The organism is Novosphingobium sp. GV079, assembly GCF_003058045.1.
GTDB lineage: Bacteria > Pseudomonadota > Alphaproteobacteria > Sphingomonadales > Sphingomonadaceae > Novosphingobium > Novosphingobium capsulatum.
Genome location: NZ_QBUE01000003.1, coordinates 239,337 through 263,605 on the forward strand (window position 1 = coordinate 239,337; position 24,269 = coordinate 263,605).

The 24,269-nt window shown below is 66.9% G+C and carries 18 protein-coding genes and 1 riboswitch; of the genes, 11 read left to right on the forward strand and 7 right to left on the reverse strand.

Translation table 11 applies throughout. The features are described from left to right. Positions 1–11 precede the first annotated feature (11 nt). Positions 12–317, forward strand: a complete 306-nt coding sequence (locus tag C8K14_RS04935) for a hypothetical protein (RefSeq protein WP_233253932.1) — start codon at positions 12–14, stop codon at positions 315–317. Here the strand turns inward: C8K14_RS04935 and C8K14_RS04940 are convergent. After that, positions 307–810: an isoprenylcysteine carboxyl methyltransferase family protein gene (locus tag C8K14_RS04940; RefSeq protein ID WP_107715891.1), complete on the reverse strand. Its 504-nt coding sequence runs from the start codon at positions 808–810 to the stop codon at positions 307–309. The two genes, C8K14_RS04935 and C8K14_RS04940, sit on opposite strands and share 11 nt — an antisense overlap. Continuing rightward, on the reverse strand, positions 807–1,856 hold the full coding sequence (locus tag C8K14_RS04945; RefSeq protein WP_107715892.1) for a type III polyketide synthase: 1,050 nt from the start codon (positions 1,854–1,856) through the stop codon (positions 807–809). The genes C8K14_RS04940 and C8K14_RS04945 overlap by 4 nt, the downstream gene beginning before the upstream one ends. A gap of 118 nt (positions 1,857–1,974) precedes the next feature. Between C8K14_RS04945 and C8K14_RS04950 the strand changes: the two genes are divergently transcribed. Together C8K14_RS04950 and C8K14_RS04955 are read left to right on the forward strand one after the other, a co-directional pair. Further along, entirely contained in the window at positions 1,975–3,543 is a 1,569-nt protein-coding gene (locus C8K14_RS04950) for a DHA2 family efflux MFS transporter permease subunit (protein WP_233250909.1), read from the forward strand. Positions 3,544–3,661: 118 nt separating this feature from the next. Next, the gene (locus C8K14_RS04955; RefSeq protein WP_107715894.1) at positions 3,662–4,492 is read left to right on the forward strand and encodes a 23S rRNA (adenine(2030)-N(6))-methyltransferase RlmJ; all 831 of its coding nucleotides are present in this window, start codon (positions 3,662–3,664) and stop codon (positions 4,490–4,492) included. Positions 4,493–4,545: 53 nt separating this feature from the next. Here C8K14_RS04955 and uvrA read toward each other — a convergent pair whose 3' ends face one another. The 5 genes from uvrA to C8K14_RS04980 all read right to left on the reverse strand — a co-directional run bounded on the left by uvrA (position 4,546) and on the right by C8K14_RS04980 (position 12,207). Beyond that, positions 4,546–7,521, reverse strand: a complete 2,976-nt coding sequence (uvrA, locus tag C8K14_RS04960; RefSeq protein ID WP_107715895.1) for an excinuclease ABC subunit UvrA — start codon at positions 7,519–7,521, stop codon at positions 4,546–4,548. Between the two features lie 113 nt (positions 7,522–7,634). Then, a complete protein-coding gene (locus C8K14_RS04965; protein ID WP_107715896.1) occupies positions 7,635–8,372 on the reverse strand; it encodes an ABC transporter ATP-binding protein in 738 nt (245 codons plus the stop codon). A 14-nt stretch (positions 8,373–8,386) separates the two neighbouring features. Beyond that, positions 8,387–9,370, reverse strand: coding sequence for an iron ABC transporter permease (locus tag C8K14_RS04970; RefSeq protein WP_107715897.1), 984 nt, complete (start codon positions 9,368–9,370; stop codon positions 8,387–8,389). Further along, complete coding sequence (locus tag C8K14_RS04975) at positions 9,367–10,293, reverse strand: ABC transporter substrate-binding protein (RefSeq protein ID WP_233250910.1); 927 nt, start codon at positions 10,291–10,293, stop codon at positions 9,367–9,369. The genes C8K14_RS04970 and C8K14_RS04975 overlap by 4 nt, the downstream gene beginning before the upstream one ends. Positions 10,294–10,326: 33 nt before the next feature. After that, on the reverse strand, positions 10,327–12,207 hold the full coding sequence (locus C8K14_RS04980) for a TonB-dependent siderophore receptor (protein WP_233250911.1): 1,881 nt from the start codon (positions 12,205–12,207) through the stop codon (positions 10,327–10,329). 109 nt (positions 12,208–12,316) lie between these two features. Next, a riboswitch (cobalamin riboswitch) is annotated at positions 12,317–12,514 on the reverse strand. 161 nt (positions 12,515–12,675) lie between these two features. Between C8K14_RS04980 and C8K14_RS04985 the strand changes: the two genes are divergently transcribed. The 8 genes from C8K14_RS04985 (at position 12,676) to C8K14_RS05020 (ending at position 24,239) form a co-directional block, all read left to right on the forward strand. Next, positions 12,676–13,983: a cell wall hydrolase gene (locus C8K14_RS04985; protein WP_233250912.1), complete on the forward strand. Its 1,308-nt coding sequence runs from the start codon at positions 12,676–12,678 to the stop codon at positions 13,981–13,983. 190 nt (positions 13,984–14,173) lie between these two features. Further along, on the forward strand, positions 14,174–14,563 hold the full coding sequence (locus C8K14_RS04990) for a hypothetical protein (protein WP_233250913.1): 390 nt from the start codon (positions 14,174–14,176) through the stop codon (positions 14,561–14,563). Between the two features lie 387 nt (positions 14,564–14,950). Then, positions 14,951–15,913 (forward strand): malate dehydrogenase, encoded by a 963-nt coding sequence (gene mdh / locus C8K14_RS04995; protein WP_022675965.1) that lies wholly within the window; start codon positions 14,951–14,953, stop codon positions 15,911–15,913. 283 nt (positions 15,914–16,196) lie between these two features. Next, positions 16,197–19,034 carry a 2-oxoglutarate dehydrogenase E1 component gene (locus tag C8K14_RS05000; RefSeq protein WP_107715899.1) on the forward strand — a complete coding sequence of 946 codons (2,838 nt, stop codon included), beginning with the start codon at positions 16,197–16,199 and terminating at the stop codon, positions 19,032–19,034. Between the two features lie 45 nt (positions 19,035–19,079). Then, positions 19,080–20,351 carry a 2-oxoglutarate dehydrogenase complex dihydrolipoyllysine-residue succinyltransferase gene (gene odhB / locus C8K14_RS05005; protein WP_054130621.1) on the forward strand — a complete coding sequence of 424 codons (1,272 nt, stop codon included), beginning with the start codon at positions 19,080–19,082 and terminating at the stop codon, positions 20,349–20,351. 124 nt (positions 20,352–20,475) lie between these two features. After that, positions 20,476–21,891 (forward strand): dihydrolipoyl dehydrogenase, encoded by a 1,416-nt coding sequence (gene lpdA, locus C8K14_RS05010; protein WP_107715900.1) that lies wholly within the window; start codon positions 20,476–20,478, stop codon positions 21,889–21,891. Between the two features lie 142 nt (positions 21,892–22,033). Next, positions 22,034–23,506, forward strand: coding sequence for a DUF4403 family protein (locus C8K14_RS05015; RefSeq protein ID WP_107715901.1), 1,473 nt, complete (start codon positions 22,034–22,036; stop codon positions 23,504–23,506). A gap of 22 nt (positions 23,507–23,528) precedes the next feature. Next, positions 23,529–24,239 (forward strand): trimeric intracellular cation channel family protein, encoded by a 711-nt coding sequence (locus C8K14_RS05020; protein WP_107715902.1) that lies wholly within the window; start codon positions 23,529–23,531, stop codon positions 24,237–24,239. Positions 24,240–24,269 lie beyond the last annotated feature (30 nt).

Here is a 24,269-nt window from a genome sequence, read left to right on the forward strand (position 1 = left end):
CAATCAATACGGTGGGCCGTCGCAACTGCACCCTGTTTGCAAGGAAACCGTTCATGAATGCACGTGCTGCCAGCGTTATTCTGGGTCTTGGTGCCATGCTGATCGGCATGAGCCAGACGCCCGCTTTGGCCGAGGCTGATCCCGGCAAGAAGGCCTGCGTGCAGGAAGCGCGGCGGCTGTGCCCGGCCGAGATGAAATCGTTGAGCCGCAAGAAGGTGGAAGCCTGCATGATCGCCAAGATCAATGAGACTTCCCCCGTGTGCCACGCCGCGATGCTGCGCATCCGCGCAGAACGCCAGGCGGCCGCTAAGCGCTGATTCCGGCGCTGCCGTAGAGCGCGCTGTTCTCTGCCCTGATCCGCACCGTCAGCATGGCGGCGTTGAGCACGGTAAACAGCAGCGCCACCCACACCAGGCCAAACGTTAACGGCAACACCGCGATTTCGGCGGTCACCACCATATAGTTGGGGTGGCGCACGAAACGGAACGGCCCACGCTTTACCAGCGGCGCGTCACGCGTGACGATAATGCGCGTGGTCCAGCGCGGCCCCAGCGTGGCCAGCACCCACACCCGCAGCAGCTGCAGCACGGCAAATACCGCCAGGAGCGGCAGAAAGATCGGGCGGCCACCCACCGTGAACCACAAGACCGCCAGCCATGCGGTGTGCATGGCCACCATCACCGGATAGTGATTGGCGCCCACTTCGCGCGCCCCGTCCGCCATCAGGCGCGCGGTGTTGCGCCGCGCGATCACCAGCTCGCTCAGGCGTTGCAGTGTGACAAAGGCCATGATGGCATAGGCCGCGTTCATGCCGCGCACCGCAGCGTGAGCGACGACGCGGTAAACCCCGGCCCCAGCGCGCTCATCACGCAAAGCGGCGGCAGTCCCTCTTGCCGATAGCGATCCAGCACGAACAGCACCGTTGGCGCAGACATATTGCCGTGATCCCGCAAAACCTCGCGCTCCTTGACCAATGCGCCTTGGTTCAGAGCAAGGGCGCTTTCCAATGCATCGACCACCTTGGCCCCGCCGGGATGGCAGATGAAGCGATCAACGTCCTCGATCCGCAAGCCTTGCGGGGCAAGCATCTCCTCCATCGCCTGGCGCATTTCCTGCCGGGCAAAGGCGGGAATGGCCCGGTTGAGCACGACGCCCAGGCCGGTTGGCTCTGCCTGCCAGCCCATGATGTCGAGCGTATCGGGCCAGGTCTTTTCGGCGCTGGCGGTAATCTCGGCAAAGCCGCCCTCGCCGCTGCGCAGCACGCAGGCCGCCGCGCCATCGCCGAACAGCGCGGTCGATACGATATCTGCCTTGTCCGCCCGGTCGGTGCGCAAGGCCATGCTGCATAGCTCCACCGTCACGAACAGCACATGCGACCCCGGCGTGGCGCGGGCGAGCTTGCTTGCCAGGCCCAGCCCGGTTGTGCCGCCGGCGCAGCCCAGCCCGAACACCGGCACGCGCACCACATCGGTGCGGAACAGCATCCGTGCCATAGCGCGCGCCTCCAGGCTGGGGGTGGCGATGCCGGTGGACGACACGGTAACGATGGTATCCACCTGGTCGGCGCGCAGATCGGCCTGGGCCAGCGCCTGCTCCGCCGCCGCGACCCACAGATCGAGCGCCACCTCCAGATAGACCGCGCTGCGTTCGGCAAAGCTGCGTTCCTGGCGATACCAGGCCACCGGCCGCGCCAGTTGCCGGGTGTGGACACCGGCGTTGGTATAGACCGCGGCCAGCCGCTCGAAATCGGCGAAATGCCCGCCAATGAGCGTACGCGCCGTGGCGATCGCCTCTTCCTGGGGCAGGATATTCGGGGGAGTTTCGGTGGCAAGCGAGAGAATTGAAACGGGCAGCATCTACGGTATCGCCTGCAAGACCGGCGAACCGGTGAAAAAGGTGCAGCCCGAAACGATTTTGACGAGAGCGAGTTCCTTGCCTGCGATAGGACAAGGGCGATTTCGCACAGGAGAATCGATGGCTGGACGCATGGTTGGCACGGACGCCCCGAGCCTAGGCGAAAGAGACGGCGCAAGCTATCGCGAATGGATCGGCTTTATCCTGATGTGCCTGGGCATGTTCATGGCCATCCTCGATATTCAGATCGTCGCCACTTCGCTGCCCGCCATCCAGGCGGCGATCGGCATCGCGCCCGATCGCATGGTGTGGGTGCAGACCGCCTATCTCACCGCCGAAATCGTCGCGATCCCGTTGACCGGGTTTCTTACCGCGCGGCTCGGCATGCGCTGGCTGTTCGTGGCAGCGGCCTGCCTGTTCACACTGGCATCGGCAGGGTGCGCGGCCAGTAGCGGCTTTGCCCAGCTGATCGCCTGGCGCGTGGTCCAGGGTTTTGCCGGGGGAACGCTGATCCCGGCGGTGTTCGCCGCCGTGTTCCTGCTGTTTCCGCCGCGCAGCCAGGGCCTTGCCACCACGATCGCCGGCGTGGCGGCGGTGCTGGCGCCCACCATCGGCCCGATCGTGGGCGGGTGGATCACCCAGTCCTATTCCTGGCACTGGCTGTTTCGCGTCAACATCGTGCCCGGCATCGTTGCCAGCCTGGGGGTGTTGCTGTTCCTGCGCGGCAAGCAGACCGGCCGCCAGGCTGGCCGGCCGATAGACGCGCTGGCGCTGGTGCTGCTCGCCGCCGCGCTGGTGGCGCTGCAACTCGGCCTCAAGGACGCGCCGTCGCGCGGCTGGGCAGACCTGCGCGTGGTCGCGCTGCTTTGCGCGTCGGGCATCAGCGCGATCGGCTTTGTCTGGCGCACGGTGACATCCTCTGCCCCGCTGGTGGAACTGCGCTGCTTTGCCGATCGCAACTTCACCATCGGCTGCCTGCTCAGCTTCGTGCTCGGCTTCGGGCTGTTCGGCTCCACCTATCTCATGCCCTTCTTCCTGGGCCTGGTGCGCGAACACGGCCCGCTGCGCATTGGCGAGATCATGCTGGTAACCGGCTGCACCCAGCTGCTGGTCGCGCCGATCGCCGTCTATGCCGAACGCCGGATGGACCCGCGCCTGCTCACCGGTTTCGGCTTCGTGCTGTTCGCCATCGGCCTGCTGCTCAGCACCGGGCAGACTGAGCAGACCGATTTTCAGGCGATGATCGTGCCACAGATCGTGCGTGGGGCGGCGATCATGTTCTGCCTGCTGCCGCCCACCCGCATGGCGCTGGGGCGGCTGCCCGATCGGCTCGTGGCCGATGCCAGCGGGCTGTTCAACATGATGCGCAATCTGGGCGGTGCGGTTGGCCTGGCGTTGATCGACACCACGATCTTCAGCCGCGCCGCCACCGCCGGCAACCACATCGCCGACCAGTTGCGCGCCGGCGACGTAGCCACCGCCGTGCGCATCGGCATTCCGCGCGACGCTTTCCTGGAACAGCGCGGCCAACCGCTCGACGATTTCACCACCGAGATGGTGCGGCCCCTGGTGGAAAAGGCCGCGCTCGTTCCCGCCGTCAATGCCGCGTGGCTGCTATGCGGCGTGCTGGTCGCGCTCGCGGTCCTGGCGCTGTGGTTCGTGCGCCGGGACGCGGCGCTGCGCGACTGACACGGCTGGTCTGGTGAAGAGTGACGTCGCAGGCTAAGGGCGCTGTCGCAGCGGTGCGGCCAGGGCGTGCCAGCCCGCGTGCCCGCATCTCGGCAGACCGTCAGGATTTTGAAGCAGCATGAATTACCGCCATTCCTTCCATGCGGGCAACAGCGCCGATGTCGTCAAGCATGCCCTGCTGATCGCGCTGGTGCGGGCCTTGCAGCAAAAAGACGGCGCGCTGACCCTGATCGACACCCATGCCGGCTGCGGGATTTACGACCTGCGCGGCGATGCGGCCCAGCGCACCGGCGAGGCGACGCAGGGCGTTATGCGGGCCTTTGCCGACCAGAACCCCCTGCTGGACGACTATCGCGCCGCCGTGCAGGCCGTGAACGAGGGCGCGGAGCCACAGCTCTATCCCGGTTCGCCACGGTTTCTGGCGCAGCTGCTGCGGCCGCAGGATCTGCTGATCCTGAACGAAAAACACCCCGACGATGCCTGTGCCCTGCGCGGCGCAATGCGCGATACGCCCGCGGCCGTGCATCAGCGTGATGCCTATGAGCTATGGCTGGCGATGGTGCCACCCCGCACGGCGCGTGGGCTGGTCGTGGTCGATCCGCCCTATGAACAGACCGACGAACGCGCGCGGATCGTCACGACGCTTGCCGCAGCCCAGCGCAAATGGGCCCATGGCGTGACGGTGATCTGGTACCCGCTCAAGGACCGCGCCGCGCATGTCCGGTGGAAAGAACAGCTGCGCAAGCTGCGCATCCCGAAACTGCTGACCATCGAACATTGGCTCTATGATGCCGACCAGCCCGGCATCTACAACGGCGCCGGGCTGTTCATCGTCAACCCGCCCTACGCCTTTACCCAGGCACTGCCGCCCATGCTCGAAGCGCTGCGCGCCGCGCTGGCGCCAGAGGGGCACCGGGGCGAGCTATCAGCCGCCTGGCTGGGCGCGTGATCGGGCGGCCTGCGGCGTAGCCCCTCCCCGCACGGCGGCGAGGGGCTTGGCGCTCATCGCTTGAGCAACGGCGCCAGATAGTGGCCGGTGAAGCTCGCCTTGTTCTTGGCGACCTGTTCCGGCGTGCCCACGGCCACCACTTCGCCACCGCGCACGCCGCCTTCGGGGCCCATGTCGATGATCCAGTCGGCGGTCTTGATCACATCCAGATTGTGTTCAATCACCACCACGCTGTTGCCCTGCTCCACCAGGCGGTGGAGCACTTCCAGCAGCTTGCGCACGTCTTCGAAATGCAGGCCCGTGGTGGGCTCATCGAGGATGTAGAGCGTCTTGCCGGTGGAGCGGCGGGCCAGTTCCTTGGCCAGCTTCACGCGCTGCGCTTCGCCGCCCGATAGCGTGGTGGCCTGCTGCCCCACCTTGACATAGCCCAGGCCCACTTCGCCCAGCATGGCCATGCGATCGCGGATCGGGGGCACGGCCTTGAAGAACTCCACCGCGTCTTCGATCGTCATGTCGAGCACGTCGGCGATCGAGTGGCCCTTGAACTTCACCTCCAGCGTCTCGCGGTTATAGCGCTTGCCGCCGCATTCCTCGCACGTCACGTAAACATCGGGCAGGAAATGCATCTCGATCTTGATCAGGCCATCGCCCTGGCACGCCTCGCAGCGTCCGCCCTTGACGTTGAAGCTGAACCGCCCGGCCTTATAGCCGCGCGCCTGCGCCTCGGGCAGACCGGCAAACCAGTCACGGATCAGGGTGAACGAACCGGTATAGGTCGCCGGATTGGAGCGCGGGGTGCGGCCGATCGGCGACTGGTCGATCTCGATCACCTTGTCGCAATGCTCCAGGCCCTTGATCGCGTCATGGGCGCCGGCCACCACGCGCGCGCCATTGAGCACACGGGCAGCACCGGCCTGCAGCGTATCGATAGTGAGGCTGGACTTGCCCGAGCCGGACACGCCGGTGACGCAGCAGAACGTGCCGAGCGGAATCTTGGCCGTCACGTTCTTGAGGTTGTTGGCCCGCGCGCCTTCCACCACCAGGGACAAGCCATTGCCCTTGCGGCGCTTCTTGGGCACCTCGATCCGGCGCGCGCCGGTCAGGTATTGCCCGGTCAGGCTGTCGGGATTGGCGAGGATATCCTCGAGCGTACCCTGGGCAACGATCTCGCCGCCGTGGACGCCGGCCCCGGGGCCGAGATCGACGACATAGTCCGCCGCGCGGATCGCATCCTCGTCATGCTCTACCACGATCACCGTGTTGCCGAGGTCGCGCAGCCGCTTCAAGGTTTCGAGCAAGCGGTCGTTGTCGCGCTGGTGCAGGCCGATCGAGGGTTCATCGAGCACGTAGAGCACGCCCGACAGGCCCGAACCGATCTGGCTGGCCAGGCGAATACGCTGCGATTCCCCGCCCGACAGCGTGCCCGAGGTGCGATCGAGGTTGAGGTAATCGAGCCCGACATTGTTGAGGAAGCCAAGACGCTCGTTGATTTCCTTGAGGATCGCCTTGGCAATCTGGCTCTGCTGGCTGGTGAGCTTGCCATCGAGCGTGGCGAACCAGTCCAGTGCATCGCTGACCGACAGGCGCGTGCTGGCGGAAATGTCGTTGCCCGCCACTTTCACACTCAGGGCCTCGGGCTTCAACCGCGCGCCGTTGCAGGTTTCGCAAGGCTGCGCGGTCTGGAACTTGCCCAGTTCCTCGCGCATCCAGGCGCTTTCGGTTTGCAGCATGCGGCGATTGAGATTGCCGATCACGCCTTCGAACGCCTTGGAAACGGTGTAGCTCTTCTTGCCGTCGATGAAGGTCAGCGGCACGGCCTTGCCCGCCGTGCCATGCAGGATCACGATCTTCACCTCGCCCGGCAGCTTGTCCCACGGGGTATCGAGGTTGAAGCCGAAGTGATCCGCCAGGCTCGCCAGCACCTGCATGTAATAGGGGCTGGGCGGGTTGGACTTAGCCCAGGGCACGATCGCGCCCTGCTTGAGGCTCAAATGCTCGTTCGGCACCACCAGTTGCGGGTCGAACAGCAGCTTTTCGCCCAGCCCGTCACACGCCGGGCAGGCACCCTGCGGCGCGTTGAACGAAAACAGCCGGGGTTCGAGCGCATCGAGCGTGAAGCCCGAGACCGGGCAGGCAAACTTTTCCGACAGGACAATGCGGTTGTCGGGCAGGCCGGCGCCCTTGAGCTGGCCCCCCTTCACGCTTTTGGCGCCAGTGCCCTTCTTGGCCTTTTCCGGCGCCGCCTCACCATTCAATTCGGCCACGGTCGTATCGGCCAGGTCGATAAAGACCAGGCCATCGGCCAGCTTGAGCGCCTGCTCGAAACTGTCGGCCAGGCGTGTCTGGATGCCGTCCTTCACCGCGATGCGGTCGACCACCACCTCGATATCGTGCTTGTACTTCTTGTCGAGCGCGGGGGCGTCTTCGATCGCGTAGAGTTCACCATCGATGCGCACGCGGGTATAGCCCGCCTTCTGCCACTCGGCCAGTTCCTTGCGGTATTCGCCCTTGCGGCCGCGCACCACCGGCGCCAGCAGGTAGGCGCGCGTGCCCTCGGGCAGGGCCATCACGCGATCGACCATCTGGCTGACGGTCTGCGCGCTGATCGGCAGGCCGGTGGCCGGCGAATAGGGCACCCCGATCCGCGCCCATAGCAGGCGCATGTAGTCATAGATTTCGGTGACCGTCGCCACGGTGGAGCGCGGGTTGCGGCTGGTGGTCTTCTGCTCGATCGAGATCGCCGGCGAGAGGCCGTCGATGTGCTCCACATCGGGCTTCTGCATCATTTCGAGGAACTGGCGCGCATAGGCCGACAGCGATTCGACATAGCGCCGCTGCCCTTCGGCATAGATCGTGTCGAACGCCAGGCTGGACTTGCCCGAACCGGACAGGCCGGTGATCACCACCAGGCTGTCGCGCGGCAGATCGACATCGATCCCCTTGAGGTTGTGCTCGCGCGCGCCGCGCACGGAAAGGGTGGTCAGCGCGGAGCGAGCGGCGCCGGGCGCACGTGTGGGGGCGGTCGACATGAAGGGCAATGTTCCAGATTTGTTCGATTCACGCAAGCCTGTCGCAGCGCAGCAAGAACCGCGCAAGATGGCTCGGTGGGCAAGGGCGATTGGCCCCTGATGTGGGGAGCCGATCAGCCGATCGCAAGCGCGCGGGTGCGCCCATCGCCCACCCAGCGTGCCTTGACGCCCCAAACCCCGGCCAGCACGCCTTCGGCCAGCGCCAGGTGCGGCGCGCCATTGGCGGCCACGGTGCCACGGTCGAGCACGATGACATGATCGGCATGGTTCATCGCCAGGGCCAGATCGTGCAGTACCACCACCACGCCCACGCCCTGCCCCGCCAGACGGCGGAAATGGGCGAGCAGCGCCTGCTGGTGCGCCAGGTCGAGCGCGGCCAGCGGCTCGTCTGCCAGAATCCAGCGCGGCTGCCCGGCCAAGACCCGCGCCAGCAGCGCACGTGCCCGCTCACCGCCCGACAGCGTGCCCACCTCGCGCCCGGCAAGGCCGGTAAGGTCAAGCGCCTGCAAGGCTGCCATGGTTGCGGCCGCGTCGATCCGCATCGGTGTGCGGTGCGGCAGGCGGCCGAGCCGCACCAGCGTTTCCACCGTCACGTTCCACGCCACCTCACCTGCCTGCGGCAGATAGCCGATGGCAATGGCGCGTTCGCGCGCGGTCAGTTCGGCCAGGCGATGCTGGCCCAGCAACACGTGGCCACCATCGGGCTGTTCCAGGCCCGCCAGGGCCGAGAGCAGCGTGGACTTGCCAGCCCCGTTGGGCCCGCAAATCGCGGTCAGGCGCCCCGGCGAAAGCCCCACCCGCACATCGCGCAGGCGGCCCACCATGGTGAGGGCATCGGCAACAAGATCCATGGCCTCGGTGCCTCTCAAGCCAGGCCGCGCCGCAGGCGCAGCAGAAGATGCAGGAAGAACGGCGCGCCCAGCAGGCTGAGCGCTATGCCCAGGCGCAGCTCACCGCCCGCCAGCGGCAGGCAACGGCACAGCGTATCGGCGAGCAGCAGCAACAGTGCGCCGGCCAGCGCGCTGGGAAGCAGCAGGCTGGATGGGCGGCGATCGGTGAACGGGCGCACGATATGCGGCACCATCAGCCCGACAAAGCCGATGACCCCGGCCGCCGAAACCCCGGCGCCCACAACCAGGCCCACGCCCACCACCATCAATCCGCGCAAGGCCACCGGATCGAGGCCCATCGAGCGGGCCGCCAGTTCGCCCAGGGTGAGCGCATCGAGCGCCGGCCCGGCACGCCACAGCAGCACCAGCCCCAGCGCGGTGAGCGGCGCGGCCAGCGCCACATCGTGCCAGCTGCGATCGGTCAGCGCGCCCATCAGCCAGGTGACAATCTCGGTCAGGGCAAAGGGATTGGGCGCCAGGCTGATCGCCAGGCTGGTCAATGCGCCAGCCAGGCTGGACAGCATCATGCCGGCCAGCGTGAACAGCGCCACGCCCCCGGCCAGGCCCGTGCGCGGGCCCGACGCGATCAGCGCCAGCAGCACCATGCCCCCGGCCGCGCCCGCCAAGGCCATCGCCGGCAGCGCGAAAGGCTGCACCGCAAAGCCGGTAAACAGCGACAGCACCGCACCTAGCGCGGCGAGCGGCGCCACCCCGAACAGGCCGGGATCGGCCAGGGGATTGCGCAGATAGCCCTGCATCGCCGCACCCGCCGCGCCCAGTCCGGCCCCGACCATCACCGCCAGCACCGCGCGCGGCAGGCGCAGTTGCGCCAGGATCACCGTGGCATTGGCACCGGCCGGATCGAACGGATTGATCCACACCTGCCCGGCCAGCAGGCACAGCGGAAACAGCACGAGCAGCAAGCCACCCAGCACCAGGGGCAAGGCAGCACGGTTCATGGCATCGCTTCCAGCTCTTGGCGCACCGCCACCATGCGGTTCAGGAACCGGGGAATGGTTGGGCCGCCGCAATAGATCAGGTTGGGGGAAATCGGCACGCGCGCGGTGTGGCGCAGCGCCGCGAGCGCGGGATGGAACAGCAGGCGGTCTTCCTGCGGCGCGGCCTGATCGGCCAGGGTGCCGCGCGGGGTGCCCACGGCCATGATCACGCGCGGCGGATCGGCCAGCATGCGCTCCAGCGACAGGCGTTCGGATTGGCCCAGGCCGCGTTGCGCACTGAAATTGGCAAAGCCGGCACGCATCATCAGGTCTGATGCCAGGGTATTCTGGCCCGGCACCAGGCCGCCCGGTTCCCACAGCACGGCCGTGATCGGCGCCGTGCCCGGCGGCGGCGCCGCGGCGGCGACTGCGCGGTCGATCCGCGCGATCAGCGCGGCGCCGCGCGCCGGCTGCCCGGCCCAGCCGGCCAGGCTGCGCACCTGGGCGCGCGCGGCATCGAGCGATTCGGCAATGCCCACCGTTTCCACGCGCAGGCCCAGCCCGCGCAACGCCGCCAGCGTGGGCGGATCGGCATAGGTGCTGGTCACCACCACATCGGGGTGCAGCGCCAGCACGCTTTCTACCGCGCCATCGGTGGTGGCAAAGCGCATGGCCTGCGCCACGTCCATCGAGGTTTGTGCCGGATCGCGGCTGTAGGAAGACAGCGCCAGGATCTGCGCGGGATCGGCCACTTCTGCCAGGATCGCGTCGCTGCAGGGATTGAGCGACACGATCCGGGGCAGACGATCGGTGGCCTGCGGATCGGCGGGAGCCACCTGCGCGCACCCGCCCAGCATCAGCGCCAGCGCCAGCGCCAGCGCCACGGCACCACGCTCCATGCGCCGGCAGAGCAAGGCAAAGTCAGGCACGATGCGGCCGCTCACGGCAAAGCCATTCCTCCAACCGGCGCAACGCCATCAGTACCGCAGGCGAACGCCACCGAACACGGAACGACCCAGCGCGCCATAGCCCGCTGCCGTCACCAGCAGCCGATTGAACACGTTTTCCACCCGGCCGAAAAGTTCGGCCTGATGAAGGATCGGCAAACTGGCGCGCACGGTGGTGACGCTACCGCCCGCCAACTTGATCGAATTGGCCGCGTTGTCAAAACTTTCCGACTGGAAGCGCAGGTCTGCGGCCAGGGCCAGGCCAGCCCAGGGCGTGGTCCAGTCGAGCGAGGTGGTCAGCGCGTGGCGCGGGCGGCGAGCAAGGTCGTTGCCGAACGTGGCGGCGCCAGGCGTGCGGTCGGTCGCCTCGGTATAGGCATAGGCGATCGTGCCCTTGACCTGGCTGCTGAGCGCGGCGCCCACATCGAGCTCGACCCCCTGCGCGCGCGCCTTGCCGACGTTGTCATAGACGCCATAGGCATGGCCCTGGCACAGCGCGCTTTGCGCCATGAAGCACGAGACATAGGCGATCAGATTGCGGGTATCGCGGCGGAACAGCGTGACCCCGGCATGGAAGCCGCCATCCTGGCTGGCATAGACCACGCCCAGGTCATAGCTGCGGCTGCGTTCGGGAGCGAGTGCGGCATTGCCATAATCGGGCGAGAGCAGCTGATAGAGCGTGGGCGCGCGGAAGCCTTCGCCATAGCTGGCATTGAGGCGCAGCCCGCGCACCACTTCCACCGTGCCGTTGGCTCCCAGGCTGACATTGCTGCCGAACTGGCTCTGTTCGTCATAGCGCACGCCGGCGGCGAGGCTGGCCTTGGCGGTGTACCAGCCAAGCATGGCATGGCCGCTGGTCAGATGCGCGTTCTGGCGCGTGTCATAGGTGCTGTCGAACCGGGTCCATTCGCGATCCGCCCCGAAATCGATCGCGAAATCAGCAGGCAGGCTATAGCGGCCGTTCAATTCCACCCGCTCGCTGCGGCCGTTGTAGCCATATTCGAACGCATTGTCGGCCCCGCCGGTGTAATAGCGGCGGCGCGTGTCGGACAGGGCATAGCCAGCGTCGAGCGTCAGCGGGCCGCCGGCATAGTGCAGCCCGGCGCGGCCGAAGAACTGCCGCGTGGTGGTATATTCCGGCGTATCGGCAAAGACATAGTCGGGCGCGGGATAGCCATCGATCTGGGTCTTGCCATCGGCATAGCGGGCATTGGCGACCAGCGAGAGCGTATCGGTGAGGTTGACCCGCGCCTTGCCGCCCACGCGCCATTGGTCATAGCCATCGCGCTCCGTCCCGCTGGCAGCGGCCGAAACGCCATCGGTGGTGGCATAGCCGCCATCGATCGAGAACGCATAGCGATCGCGCTTCACGCCGGCTGCGGCATCGGCATCATAGCTGCGGCGCGAGCCGGCCTCGGCCGAGGCTTCGACGCCGTCGATCTCGCGCGTGGTAACCGCGATCACCCCGCCGATCGCCGAGCTGCCCCAGACCACCGAGTTGGAGCCGCGCAGCACTTCGATCCGCTCGATCCCGCCGCTCGTCAGCGTGCCGAAGTCAAACCCGCCCGATGGCGCCGAGGGATCTTCCGCGCGCACGCCATCGACCAGCACCAGGGTGTGCTGCCCTTCCCCGCCGCGCAGGCGCACGGCGGTTTGCGCACCCAGACCCCCGGTGCGCGACCAGGTCAGGCCCGGCACGCGATCGAGCACGCGGGTCAGGTCAACGCCCTGCACCGCCTCGATCGTCTGCAACGGCAACACGGTGATGGCCTGGCCGGTCTGGTCGAGCGACAGGTCGTTGCCGGTGGCCAATACAGTGATCTGCGCGCCATCGCTGGCGGGGGCTTCATCGGCATAGGCAGGGGTGGCCAGCATCACGGCGGTGGCCAGTGCAACAAGCGATGTCTTCACGGTTCTTTTCCTCCCGGCCCATGGACAGTCTTGCCGTCCATGGCGCGAGGGTCCGCCGGGCCCTGGCGGAAGACTCGTCACGCTTGCGCCCGGTACACCCCGCCCGGCCGCGGAACGACCACACACCGGCAGGTTTCCTGGCTCATCCGAAGTCAACGCGACACGCCGGCCTTCCCAGCCCGCCAAGGGGCCAGTGGCGCGCAAGGGCGCGGCGCTCGTCCGGAAACAGTTGCGGGGGCAGCGCCGGCTGGTTCCGGCTTCCCTCTTAGCCCGCATGGTTGCGGGCACCGGTGGCGTCAGGCGGGGCGGATAGCGACACCTGCACCAAGGGGCAAGCCCGCAGCCGTGATTAACCAACCCGTAGCAGCCTGTGCCTTATCGGGACGAGGACGATTCCTGCCGTGCATGGTTGCAGTGCAACGCGTAACGCACCATGGCGCAGACCAAGCCTGCCCTGTTTCACGCCCTATGCCAGACCCGATTCCCTTCACCGGCGCCACGCCCACCCTTCCGCCCAAGGCGCTGATGCCGCCGCCGGGGCCGGAAGAGCGCGTCGCCCTGGCCGGGCAGCGGCAGGCCGATGGCGCGCTGATCGCGGCGCTTACGCTGCCGCCGGTGCGCCCCCGCGATTTTGCCGCACGCATCCGCCGCCGCGACATGACCTCGTGGCGCCACCAGCATCGCGCGCCCTCGCGCCTGGCCGAGCGGGCCGCCGGTATTGCCGCGATCGGCGCGCTAGGCCTGGTGCTCGGCGCGATCGGCTGGGGTTCGCCCGGCAGCGATGCCGCCGCAGCGCAGGATCGCAACGGCGGGCTGCAACCTTTCGAGCGGGCGGGCGAAAGCTTTCCCGGCTCGGCGTTCTACTATGTTTCGGCGCAAGACAGCGGCCTGCTTGCCCCGCAGGACGCCGCCCGTGCCTGGGACCGGCAGGTGGCCGCAATCCGCAGCGACGCCGATGATGGCACCACCACCGCGCCCTGGTCTGCCAATCCAGCAGCGCGGCCGCTATTTGCCACCGGCAGCGGCGAAGACCGCTGGCGCGCGCTGCAATGCCTGACCACCGCGATCTATTACGAAGCCGCGTCCGAACCCGATGCCGGGCAGCGCGCGGTGGCGCAGGTCGTGCTCAACCGCGTGGCGCACCCGGCCTTTCCCAAGACAGTATGCGGCGTGGTGTTCCAAGGATCGGAACGCCCCGGCTGCCAGTTCAGCTTTGCCTGCGACGGCGCCATGGCGCGCCGCCCGGTGCAACAATTCTGGGACCGCGCCCGGCGCGTGGCGGCCGATGCCCTGGCCGGCAACGTGTTTGCCCCGGTGGGCCTGGCTACGCATTACCACACCAGCGCGGTCCATCCGCTATGGTCAGACAAGCTGGCCTTCATCGGCACGATCGGGGCGCATCGCTTCTATCGCTGGGCCGGATCGGCCGGGCAGCCCGCCGCCTTCAATGCCAGCTATCGCGGGGGCGAGCCGCTGGCCGCGCCCCATCCGCGCAGCTGGGTGCCGGCCGCGGCCGACGTGGCCGATCCGGTGACGCTGGAAAAGGCGTTCGAGGAAGGCCGCATCAGCGCGCTGGAACACACCGGTGCTTCGGCCGGCGCCACGACGGGCACGGCCACCGGGGGCCTGGGCGAATCGCCCCAGCGTGCGATCCCTGCCAGCGCCGCGCCGCCACCGGCCACGCCGCTGCCCGGCGCCCCCAGCCCGCAGCTTCGCCCGGAAGCGCGGGAAACCTATGAAAACGCCGGAAAATGGATTGCCCAGCCGCATGGCTGAAGGCTGATTGAACCCGGGCAGGCGCTGCATCGGCACGCTTGGCCGCGTCGGCGGGAACATCAATGTCCCGTTTACCGTCTCATCTCACGCCCTGTTAGCGCAACGCCCCGTAGAAGGACGGCAGAGCCGCCAGGAAGTTTACCCCGAAATCGGCTTTGAACACGAAAAAAGCCGAACTTTCGGTGTCGCGATGAAGAACGGAGACCACCCGCGCATGCTGCGTTTCGCCCCTCGCTATGGCATGATCTCGCCCTGTCTCCGCCGGCCCGCCGGCCGCGTGCCGCGCCATGCCAACGACAATCCGGCCTGGTCGCTCCAGGCAGCCCAGGACTATCCCTCGCCAGTACGCGCCATGGCCGGGCGCCTCGCTGATCGGCTGGCCGAAGACGCCCTGCTGGCCGAAGCACTGCGCCTGTTTGCCAGCCATGGCCATGCCGCCGCCGGGCAAGCTGCCCGTGCCGCCACCCGCGCGGCGATGGCCGGGGACGCGGAACAGGCCGATTGGTGGGCGCAGGTGTGCCACACGCTCGATCGCCGCAAGGCCATTGCCCTGCGCCGGGAACTTGCCGGGCTCGGATGAATTTCACGCAGCAAGCCAAGATGGCTTCGTCAAACGCTGCCCGGTTCGTCGCACCATCGTGCCGAGCCGGTCATGGCTGCGCCCATCGCCGGCACGCCTGAAAAACCCGGCGGCCGCACCGTTCTGAAACGCGGCAAAGGGCTTGCCTGTCGCATTCGTATGAACGGTAGATTTACCACTTAACGCTATTGCGAACTGATATCAAAGAAACCCGCAGATGCGGGGTTTTTTGCGGTTGCAATCCCTCTCGGGCAGGCCTACGTGCCCCTCCACTTGCCGGCAACCCTTCCCGTCTCGCGGGCGCGGGGGGACCTCCATCCGGGGGCTTGAGTCGGCAACGCTTGAACGCTTGTCCCGCGACGACTCCGGGAAAGGACCGTAAAGCACATGGCACGCAAGAAGATCGCGCTCATCGGCGCGGGTAACATCGGTGGCACTCTGGCGCATCTGGCCGCGCAGAAGGAACTGGGCGACATCGTCCTGTTCGACGTGGTGGAAGGCGTTCCGCAGGGCAAGGCCCTCGATCTCTCGCAGTGCGGCCCGGTCGAAGGCTTTGACGCCAAGATCATCGGCACCAACGATTACAAGGACATCGCTGGCGCGGACGTCATCATCGTGACGGCTGGCGTGGCGCGCAAGCCCGGCATGAGCCGCGATGACCTGCTCGGCATCAACCTCAAGGTGATGAAGTCGGTCGGCGAAGGCATCCGCGACAACGCGCCCGACGCCTTCGTGATCTGCATCACTAACCCGCTCGACGCGATGGTCTGGGCGCTGCGCGAATTCTCCGGCCTGCCCGCCAACAAGGTGGTCGGCATGGCTGGCGTGCTCGACTCGGCACGCTTCAGCACGTTCCTCGCCTGGGAATTCGGCGTTTCGGTGCGTGACGTGAACTCGTTCGTGCTGGGCGGCCATGGCGACACCATGGTTCCGGTCGTGGAATATTCCACCGTCGCCGGCATTCCCGTCACCGACCTGATCAAGATGGGCGCTTCCACCCAGGAAAAGATCGACGCGATCGTCGCCCGCACCCGTTCGGGCGGCGGCGAAATCGTCGGCCTGCTCAAGACCGGTTCGGCGTTCTATGCCCCGGCCGCCTCGGGCATCGCCATGGCCGAAGCCTATCTCAACGACCAGAAGCGCATCCTGCCCTGCGCCGCCCATGTCGACGGCGCCTATGGCGTTGACGGCCTCTATGTCGGCGTGCCGGTAGTGATCGGCGCCGGCGGCGTGGAAAAGGTCATCGAAATCAACCTCGATGAAACCGCCAAGGCCAACCTTCAGGTCTCGGTCGACGCGGTCAAGGAACTGCTGGTGGCGTGCAAGGGCATCGATCCCTCGCTCGCCTGATGGCAGCATGGTTCGCGGCCGTCCTTTCCCGGGCGGCCGCGGCACCTTCTACCGGGCTGTTTTTCAGGCCGGCAAAAGCGATAAGACCCTTTGCGAAGGGCGCTGACCAGACGCCATTAAGGATACCTGGCCCATTGCGCGCAAGGCATGCGCAGGGCGGCGGGTCCGGCCATGGCGGCGGGAAAGCGATGACAGTCACAGGCAGGCTGCGCCGGTATGCACTCTGCCCACAACCTTTTTCCGAAGCCCCTCCCCTCCCCGGGGGCACAGGAGTGAATTGACCATGGCACAGGACGTGCACGAGTACGAAGTTGATCCTTCACAGGATGCGCCGCAGCAGGGTCCGTCCTGGCAGTCCAAGCGCTGGCCGATTACCGACGCGCTCGCCGGCGATGATCTGACCCGTGCGCTCGATCCCATGACCATCAAGGTCGAGGTCGCCAAGGCCGCCAAGAAGGCCGGCGCCGCGCTGGACGAAGCCGCGCTGGAACAGGCGGCCAACGACAGCCTGCGCGTGATGCTGCTGGTGCGCACCTATCGCGTGCGCGGCCACCTGGCGGCAGACCTTGATCCGCTGGGCCTGTCCAAGCAGTACCTGCCGGCCGACCTCAGCCCCGAATACCACGGCTTCCTGCCCAAGGACATGGATCGCAAGATCTATCTGGGCGGCACGCTGGGCCTGCAATGGGGCACCGTGCGCGAAGTGGTCGAGATCCTGCGCAAGAACTATTGCGGCAAGGTCGGCCTGGAATACATGCACATCTCCGACGTGGAGGAGCGCAAGTTCCTGCAGGACCGCATCGAAGGCGGCGACAAGTCGATCGACTTCACGCCCGAGGGCAAGAAGGCGATCCTGTCGGCCGTGGTGCGCGGCGAGCAGTACGAGAAGTTCCTCGGCAAGAAGTATGTCGGCACCAAGCGCTTCGGCCTGGACGGCGGCGAGTCGATGATCCCCGCGCTCGAAGCGGTGATCAAGTACGGCGGCCAGCGCGGGGTGAAGGAAATCATCTATGGCATGGCCCACCGCGGCCGCCTGAACATCCTCGCCAACGTGATGGCCAAGCCCTATCGCGTGATCTTCCACGAATTCTCGGGCGGCAGCGCCAACCCCGAAGACGTGGGCGGTTCGGGCGACGTGAAGTATCACCTGGGCACCAGCACCGACCGCGAGTTCGATGGCACAAAGGTGCACATGAGCCTGCTGCCCAACCCGTCGCACCTGGAAACGGTGGACCCCATCGTGCTGGGCAAGACGCTGGCCCAGCAGCAGTTCCGCGATGACGTGGGCCCGGGCAAGCACAAGCAGGTGCTGCCGGTGCTGATCCACGGCGACGCCGCCTTTGCCGGCCAGGGCATCGTCTGGGAATGCTTCGGCTTTTCCGGCGTGCAGGGCTACAACACCGGCGGTTGCATCCACTTCATCATCAACAACCAGATCGGCTTCACCACCAGCCCGCAGTTCTCGCGCGGCTCGCCCTATCCCTCTGACGTGGCCAAGGGCGTCCAGGCGCCGATCATCCACGTCAACGGCGATGATCCCGAAGCGGTGACCTTCGCGTGCAAGCTGGCGATCGACTATCGCCAGCAGTTCGGCCGCGACATCGTGATCGACATGTGGTGCTACCGCCGCTTCGGCCACAACGAAGGCGACGAGCCCTCGTTCACGCAGCCGCTGATGTACGCCAAGATCAAGAAGCATCCGGCCGTCTCGACGCTCTATGCCGAGCGTCTGGCCGCCGAGGGCGTGATCGACAAGAGCTGGAAGGGTGACGTGGAAGACCACTTCACCGCCACGCTCGAAAACGAGTTCGAAGCCGCCAAGAGCTACAAGGCCAACGAGGCCGACTGGTTCGGCGGACGCTGGGCAGGCCTCAACAAGCCGGCCGACCCGGTGACGGCGCGCCGCAACGTGGCCACCGGCATCGAACAGAAGCTGTTCGACAGCCTGGGCCGCACACTGACCTCGGTTCCCGAAAGCCTGACCGTCCACAAGACGCTGGGCCGCGTGCTCGACGCCAAGCGCGAGATGTTCAACACCGGCAACGGGTTTGACTGGGCCACGGCCGAAGCGCTGGCCTATGGCAGCCTGGTCACCGAAGGCTACAACGTGCGCCTCTCGGGCCAGGATTGCGGCCGCGGCACGTTCAGCCAGCGCCACGCAGTGTGGGTCGACCAGACCGACGAGCACAAGTATGTGCCGCTGGCGACGCTGCCCCACGGCCGCTTCGAAGTGCTCGACAGCCCGCTGTCGGAATATGGCGTGCTCGGCTTCGAATACGGCTATGCCAGCGCCGATCCCAAGACGCTGGTGCTGTGGGAAGCGCAGTTCGGTGACTTTGCCAACGGCGCCCAGATCGTGATCGACCAGTACGTCGCCGCATCGGAAGCCAAGTGGCTGCGTGCCAACGGCCTCGTCATGCTGCTGCCGCACGGCTATGAAGGCCAGGGTCCGGAACACTCCTCGGCCCGCCTTGAGCGCTATCTCCAGCTCTGCGCGGAAGACAACCTGCAGGTGTGCAACATCACCAGCCCGGCCAACTACTTCCACGTGCTGCGCCGGCAGATGCACCGCTCGTTCCGCAAGCCGCTGATCATCATGACGCCCAAGTCGCTGCTTCGCCACCCGCTGGCCAAGTCGACCGCGGCCGATTTCCTGGGCGAAGCGCAGTTCAAGCGCATCCTGTCCGATCCTTCGGCACCGGAAGACCGCGACACCCGCCGCGTGGTGCTGTGCTCGGGCAAGGTCGCCTATGACCTGATCGAGGCACGCGATGCGGCCGGCATCACCGATACCCAGATCATCCGGATCGAGCAGCTCTATCCCTTCCCGGGTGAGCCGCTGGCCCTGCGCCTGTCGCGCATGACCAATCTGGAAGACGTGGTGTGGTGCCAGGAAGAGCCGAAGAACAACGGTTCGTGGTTCTTTGCCGAGCCGCTGATCGAGGAATCGCTCAAGGCTGCCAAGGGCAAGGTCACGCGCCCCCGCTATGCCGGCCGTTCCGCCTCGGCCTCGCCCGCCACGGGCCTGGCCAAGCGCCACAATGCCGAGCAGGCCGCCTTGGTTGCCGATGCGCTGGCGCTGTCGGTGCGCGAGGAAATCCGCCGCAAGAAGAAGGCCTGACCGGCCGTTTCGTCCACCTGAATTCTCCCCAAGGAACACCAAGTCATGTCCATCGAAGTCAAGGTTCCGACGCTCGGTGAAAGCGTCAGCGAAGCGACGGTCGGCCAGTGGCTGAAGAAGCCCGGCGAAGCGGTGGCTCTGGACGAGCCTATCGTCAGCCTCGAAACCGACAAGGTTGCCGTCGAAGTGCCCTCGCCCGTTGCCGGCGTGCTGGGCCAGATCCTGGTTGCCGAAGGCGAAACCGTCACGGTTGGCGCGCTGCTCGGCACCGTGGAAGACGGCGTTGCCGCAGCCGGCAACGTGCCGGTTGCCCCGCGCGAGGAAAAGCCCGTGCCGCCCGCGTCCGACACAGTGGCTCCGGCCGCCGCGCCGGCCCCGGCTGCTGCTGCTGCTGTCCCTGCTTCGGCCCCTGCTGGTGACGATGCCGGCGCTGCCGCGCTGTCGCCGGCGGTGCGCCGCGCGGTGCTGGAGCACGGCATCGATCCTTCCACCGTCAAGGGCACCGGCAAGGACGGCCGCCTGACCAAGGAAGACGTGCTCGCCGCAGCCCAGGCCAAGGCAGCCTCGCCGGCGCCGGCCGCCACGGCTGCCGTGCCTGCGGCCGTTGCTGCTCCCGGCCGCAACGAGGAACGCGTCAAGATGACGCGCCTGCGCCAGACCATCGCCAAGCGCCTCAAGAGCGCGCAGGAAAACGCTGCCCTGCTCACCACGTTCAACGACGTGGACATGTCGGCCGTGATGGCCGCGCGCGAAAAGTACAAGGACGTGTTCGAGAAGAAGCACGGCGTGAAGCTGGGCTTCATGTCGTTCTTCGCCAAGGCTTCGTGCTTGGCGCTCAAGGACATTCCGGCCGTCAATGCCCAGATCCAGGGCGATGAAATCGTCTATCACGACTATGTCGATATCTCGGTGGCCGTCTCGGCGCCGAACGGCCTGGTCGTTCCGGTGGTGCGCGACGCTGACAAGCTCTCGTTCGCCGGCATCGAAAAGGCGATCGGCGATTTCGGCAAGAAGGCCCGCGAAGGCGCGCTGACCATGGAAGACATGAAGGGCGGCACCTTCACCATTTCCAACGGCGGTGTGTTCGGTGGCCTGATGTCCACCCCGATCATCAACCCGCCGCAGTCGGCCGTGCTCGGCCTGCACCGCATCGAGGACCGCCCCGTGGTCCGCAACGGCGAGATCGTGATCCGCCCGATGATGTACATCGCCCTGTCGTATGACCACCGCATCATCGACGGTCGCGAGGCGGTTACCGCGCTCAAGACTATCAAGGAAGCGATCGAAGATCCCACCCGCCTGCTGATCGATCTCTGATCGGCACTGCACGGCGCGCCCGGTGACCACCGCCGGGCGCGCCAGCGTGCATCCACGCGAACTTGTGTGATAAGTCGCGCCAGTCCCGCCACCGTTTTCGGGAACGCGCGAACAGGAGGCCGCAATGGCTGAATATGATTATGATGTCCTGGTGATCGGCGCTGGCCCGGGCGGCTATGTCGCGGCGATCCGGGCGGCCCAGCTGGGCCTCAAGACTGCCTGTGCCGAAGGGCGCGAAACGCTGGGCGGCACCTGCCTCAACGTGGGCTGCATCCCGTCGAAGGCGCTGCTGCACGGTTCGGAAAAGTACGACGAAGCCGTCAACGGCACCTTTGCCAGCTATGGCATCAAGACCGGCCCGGTGGAACTGGACCTCTCTGCCATGCAGGCGCAGAAGCTCGACTCGGTCAAGGGCCTGACCGGCGGCATCGAATTCCTGTTCAAGAAGAACAAGATCACCTGGCTCAAGGGCTATGCCACGTTTGAAGACGCGCACAGCGTCACGGTGGCCGGGCAAAAGGTTTCGGCCAAGCACATCGTCATCGCCACCGGTTCGTCGGTCACCCCACTGCCGGGCGTGACCGTGGACAATGACGCGGGCGTGGTGGTCGATTCGACCGGTGCCCTGGCGCTCGACCGCGTGCCCGAACACCTGGTGGTGATCGGCGGCGGCGTGATCGGCCTGGAACTGGGCTCGGTCTGGCGCCGCCTGGGTGCCAAGGTCACTGTGGTGGAATACCTTGACCAGCTGCTGCCCGGCATGGACGGCGACGTGCGCAAGGAAGCCGCCAAGATCTTCAAGAAGCAGGGCATGGCGCTCAAGCTTTCGACCAAGGTCACCGGCGTAGCCGTCGAAGGCGGCAAGGCGACGCTCACCGTCGAGCCTTCGGCCGGCGGCGCTGCCGAAACCATCGAAGCCGATTGCGTGCTGGTGGCGATCGGCCGCCGGCCCAACACCGATGGCCTCGGCCTCGACAAGATCGGCCTGGAACTGAACGGCCGCGGCCAGATCGAAACCGACCACGATTTCCGCACCAAGGTAGACGGCGTGTGGGCGATCGGTGACGTGATCCCCGGCCCGATGCTGGCACACAAGGCCGAGGACGAAGGCATTGCCGTGGCCGAAAACATCGCCGGCCTGACGGGCATCGTCAACCACGACGTGATCCCCGGCGTGGTCTATACCTTCCCCGAATTTGCCGGCGTGGGCCTGACCCAGGAAGCCGCGCTGGAGAAGGCCGGCGGCGACCAGTCGAAGATCAAGGTCAGCAAGTTCCCCATGCTGGCTAACAGCCGCGCCAAGACCAACCACGAGCCCGATGGCTTCGTGAAGGTCATTGCCGATGCGCAGACCGACCGCGTGCTGGGCGTGTGGGCGATCGCCTCGGTGGCCGGCACGATGATCGCCGAAGCCGCGCTGGCGCTGGAATTTGGCGCTACCTCGGAAGACATCGCCTATACCTGCCACGCGCACCCGACCCATTCGGAAGCGCTCAAGGAAGCGGCAATGGGCATCCGCGAAAAGCCGATCCACATCTGATCGCCTTTTGGCACAACCGATGAAACAAGGCCGCGCCGGGGCAACCGGGCGCGGCCTTTTTCATGGGCGAACGGGCGCCATCATGGCGCCGGGAACTTTGCCCGGTCTTGGTGCGTAGTGCGCCCAAACGGGGCAACAGCACATGACACTCTCGCGTAAGGTCGGCAGCGCAGCAGCGCTGACCGCATCGATCCTGCTGGCCGGCTGCCACCATAGCCCGGTGACAGAGGCGCCGCCGCGCGCCAACGATGCCATCGCCGTGCCGCCCCAGGCCTCTACCATCGCGGTGCCGATCGTCGCGCGGCTGGACGAACTGAGCGCCGCGCTCGAACGCGAGGTGCCGCGCCAGTTGTGGTCGATCGATAAGCCCGGGCAGGATTGCCTGGCCTCGCAGCGGGTCAAGGTGCTGGGGGTCAAGCTCAAGACCCCGCGTGTGGAATGCCGCATCGTGGGCGATGTGGTGCGCGGGCCGATCACGCTGGCGGGCCAGGGCCAGGATCTGGTGGTGACGCTGCCGCTGCATGCCACGCTGCGTGCCAAGGATATTGCCGGCGTGTTCAAGCAGGAAACCGCCACTGGCGATGCCGTGGTGCGCGCCCATGTGCGGCTGTCGCTGGCCAACGACTGGAAACCGCGCGCCACGCTCGACATCGACTATGACTGGACCAATGCCCCTGGCATCGATTTCCTGGGCCAGCGCATCACCTTTACCGACAAGGCCGATGCCAAGCTCAAGGACGTGGTCGCCCGGCTGGAGCGCACGCTGCCACAGGAATTGGACAAGCTGCATCTCGACCGCGAGATTGGCAAGGCCTGGGCCAGCGCGTTCACCTCGCTGGAACTCAACCACGCCAATCCCCCGGTGTGGATGCGGGTAACGCCGCACGACTTGCGCTATGGCGGCTATGCCGTGGAAGGGCGGCGTCTGGTGCTGCGCCTGGGCATGCATGCGCAGACCGAAACCTTTGTCGGCAACCGGCCGCCCGATCCGGCCGTCACGCCGCTGCCGCCGGTGCGCAAGCTGGAAACCACGCCGGGGCGGATGCTGTTCGTCATCCCGGTGATTGCCGACTATCGCGAACTGGAGCCAGTGATCGCCCGTGCCCTGGTCAAGCGTTCGGCCCGTCCGTTCGACGTACCCGGCCTGGGGCCGATCACCGCCCGCTTTGGCAAAGTGACGTGCTATGGCACGCGCGGCGGCAAAGTGGCGGTGGGCGTGCAGTTTGCCGTCGATGCTGCGCCCCACACTGCACATGGCACGGTGTGGCTGACCGGCACCCCGGTCAACGCGCCCAATTCGCGCAAGGTCGGCTTTGCCGATCTGGCGGTTTCCGGCGTGACCGACAGCACCGGCACCGATGTCCTGCTCGGCCTCGCCAATGCGCCGGGCCTGTCCGAAACGATCGCGGCCGCGCTCGCCCAGAATTTCGAGAACGACTATGCCAAGCTGATGGGCAAGATCGACCGCGCGCTGACCGAAAAGCGCACCGGCGATTTCATCATCCGCGCGCGGATCGAGGATGTGCGCACCGGCCAGCTCAAGGCAGCCGGCCAAGGGCTGTATCTGCCGGTCGAAGGCACAGGAACCGCCACGGTCAGCCTCGACATGAAGTGACCGCCAAGGCAAGGGTGGTGCCATGCCCCTGGTTCCACCCCTGCCCGCCTCGCTGCCCCATGCGGTGGCCCCCGCCCTGCCCGCCGTGATCGGCTTTGCCGACTTGGCGGGGATCGCGGTGTTTGCGCTTTCGGGCGCACTGGTGGCCGCGCGCATGCGGCAGACCCTGGTGACCATGTGCTTTTTCGCGGTGATCACCGGGGTGGGCGGCGGTTCGGTGCGCGATCTGCTGATCGGTGCGCCGGTATTCTGGGTGCACGATCGCTGGGTGGCGCTGGTGTGCCTGGGCATGGCGGTATTGTGCTGGCTCACCCCGCACCGCTGGTGGCGCGGCGCCGCGCTGGAATGGGCCGATGCGGTGGGACTGGGCGCCTATGCCGTGCTGGGCACGACCAAGGCGCTGGCCTATGGCATTCCGCCGGTGCCGGCCTTCATGATGGGGGTGATCACCGGCTGCGTGGGCGGCGTGATCCGCGATTGCGTGGCCGGGCGCCCATCGATCATCATGCGCCCCGAACTCTATGTCACCGCCGCCGCGCTCGCCGCCGCGCTGTGTTCGGCGGGGCAGGCGCTGCATCTGCCCAAGGGCTGGGTCTGGGCGGTATCGGCGCTGGCCGGCTTTGCCCTGCGCGCTGCGGCGATCCGCTGGAAACTGGCGATCCCGGCCTATGGTGGGGGCAAGAAGGCTGACCTCGGTGAGCAGCTTCCACCACCCCCCGCCCCCCTCCTCTGAAGAGGAGGGGCTGGGGGTGGTGCGAGGCTA

Bases quoted from the DNA above. Each gene is read 5' to 3' on its own strand.
- C8K14_RS05000 (WP_107715899.1), top strand. From the start codon at position 16,197: ATGGCACAGGACGTGCACGAGTACGAAGTTGATCCTTCACAGGATGCG.
- uvrA (WP_107715895.1), bottom strand. From the start codon at position 7,521: ATGTCGACCGCCCCCACACGTGCGCCCGGCGCCGCTCGCTCCGCGCTG.
- odhB (WP_054130621.1), top strand. From the start codon at position 19,080: ATGTCCATCGAAGTCAAGGTTCCGACGCTCGGTGAAAGCGTCAGCGAA.
- C8K14_RS05015 (WP_107715901.1), top strand. From the start codon at position 22,034: ATGACACTCTCGCGTAAGGTCGGCAGCGCAGCAGCGCTGACCGCATCG.
- C8K14_RS05020 (WP_107715902.1), top strand. From the start codon at position 23,529: ATGCCCCTGGTTCCACCCCTGCCCGCCTCGCTGCCCCATGCGGTGGCC.
- C8K14_RS04990 (WP_233250913.1), top strand. From the start codon at position 14,174: ATGAAGAACGGAGACCACCCGCGCATGCTGCGTTTCGCCCCTCGCTAT.
- C8K14_RS04955 (WP_107715894.1), top strand. From the start codon at position 3,662: ATGAATTACCGCCATTCCTTCCATGCGGGCAACAGCGCCGATGTCGTC.
- C8K14_RS04970 (WP_107715897.1), bottom strand. From the start codon at position 9,370: ATGAACCGTGCTGCCTTGCCCCTGGTGCTGGGTGGCTTGCTGCTCGTG.
- mdh (WP_022675965.1), top strand. From the start codon at position 14,951: ATGGCACGCAAGAAGATCGCGCTCATCGGCGCGGGTAACATCGGTGGC.
- C8K14_RS04940 (WP_107715891.1), bottom strand. From the start codon at position 810: ATGAACGCGGCCTATGCCATCATGGCCTTTGTCACACTGCAACGCCTG.
- C8K14_RS04945 (WP_107715892.1), bottom strand. From the start codon at position 1,856: ATGCTGCCCGTTTCAATTCTCTCGCTTGCCACCGAAACTCCCCCGAAT.
- C8K14_RS04965 (WP_107715896.1), bottom strand. From the start codon at position 8,372: ATGGATCTTGTTGCCGATGCCCTCACCATGGTGGGCCGCCTGCGCGAT.
- C8K14_RS04950 (WP_233250909.1), top strand. From the start codon at position 1,975: ATGGCTGGACGCATGGTTGGCACGGACGCCCCGAGCCTAGGCGAAAGA.
- lpdA (WP_107715900.1), top strand. From the start codon at position 20,476: ATGGCTGAATATGATTATGATGTCCTGGTGATCGGCGCTGGCCCGGGC.
- C8K14_RS04985 (WP_233250912.1), top strand. From the start codon at position 12,676: ATGCCAGACCCGATTCCCTTCACCGGCGCCACGCCCACCCTTCCGCCC.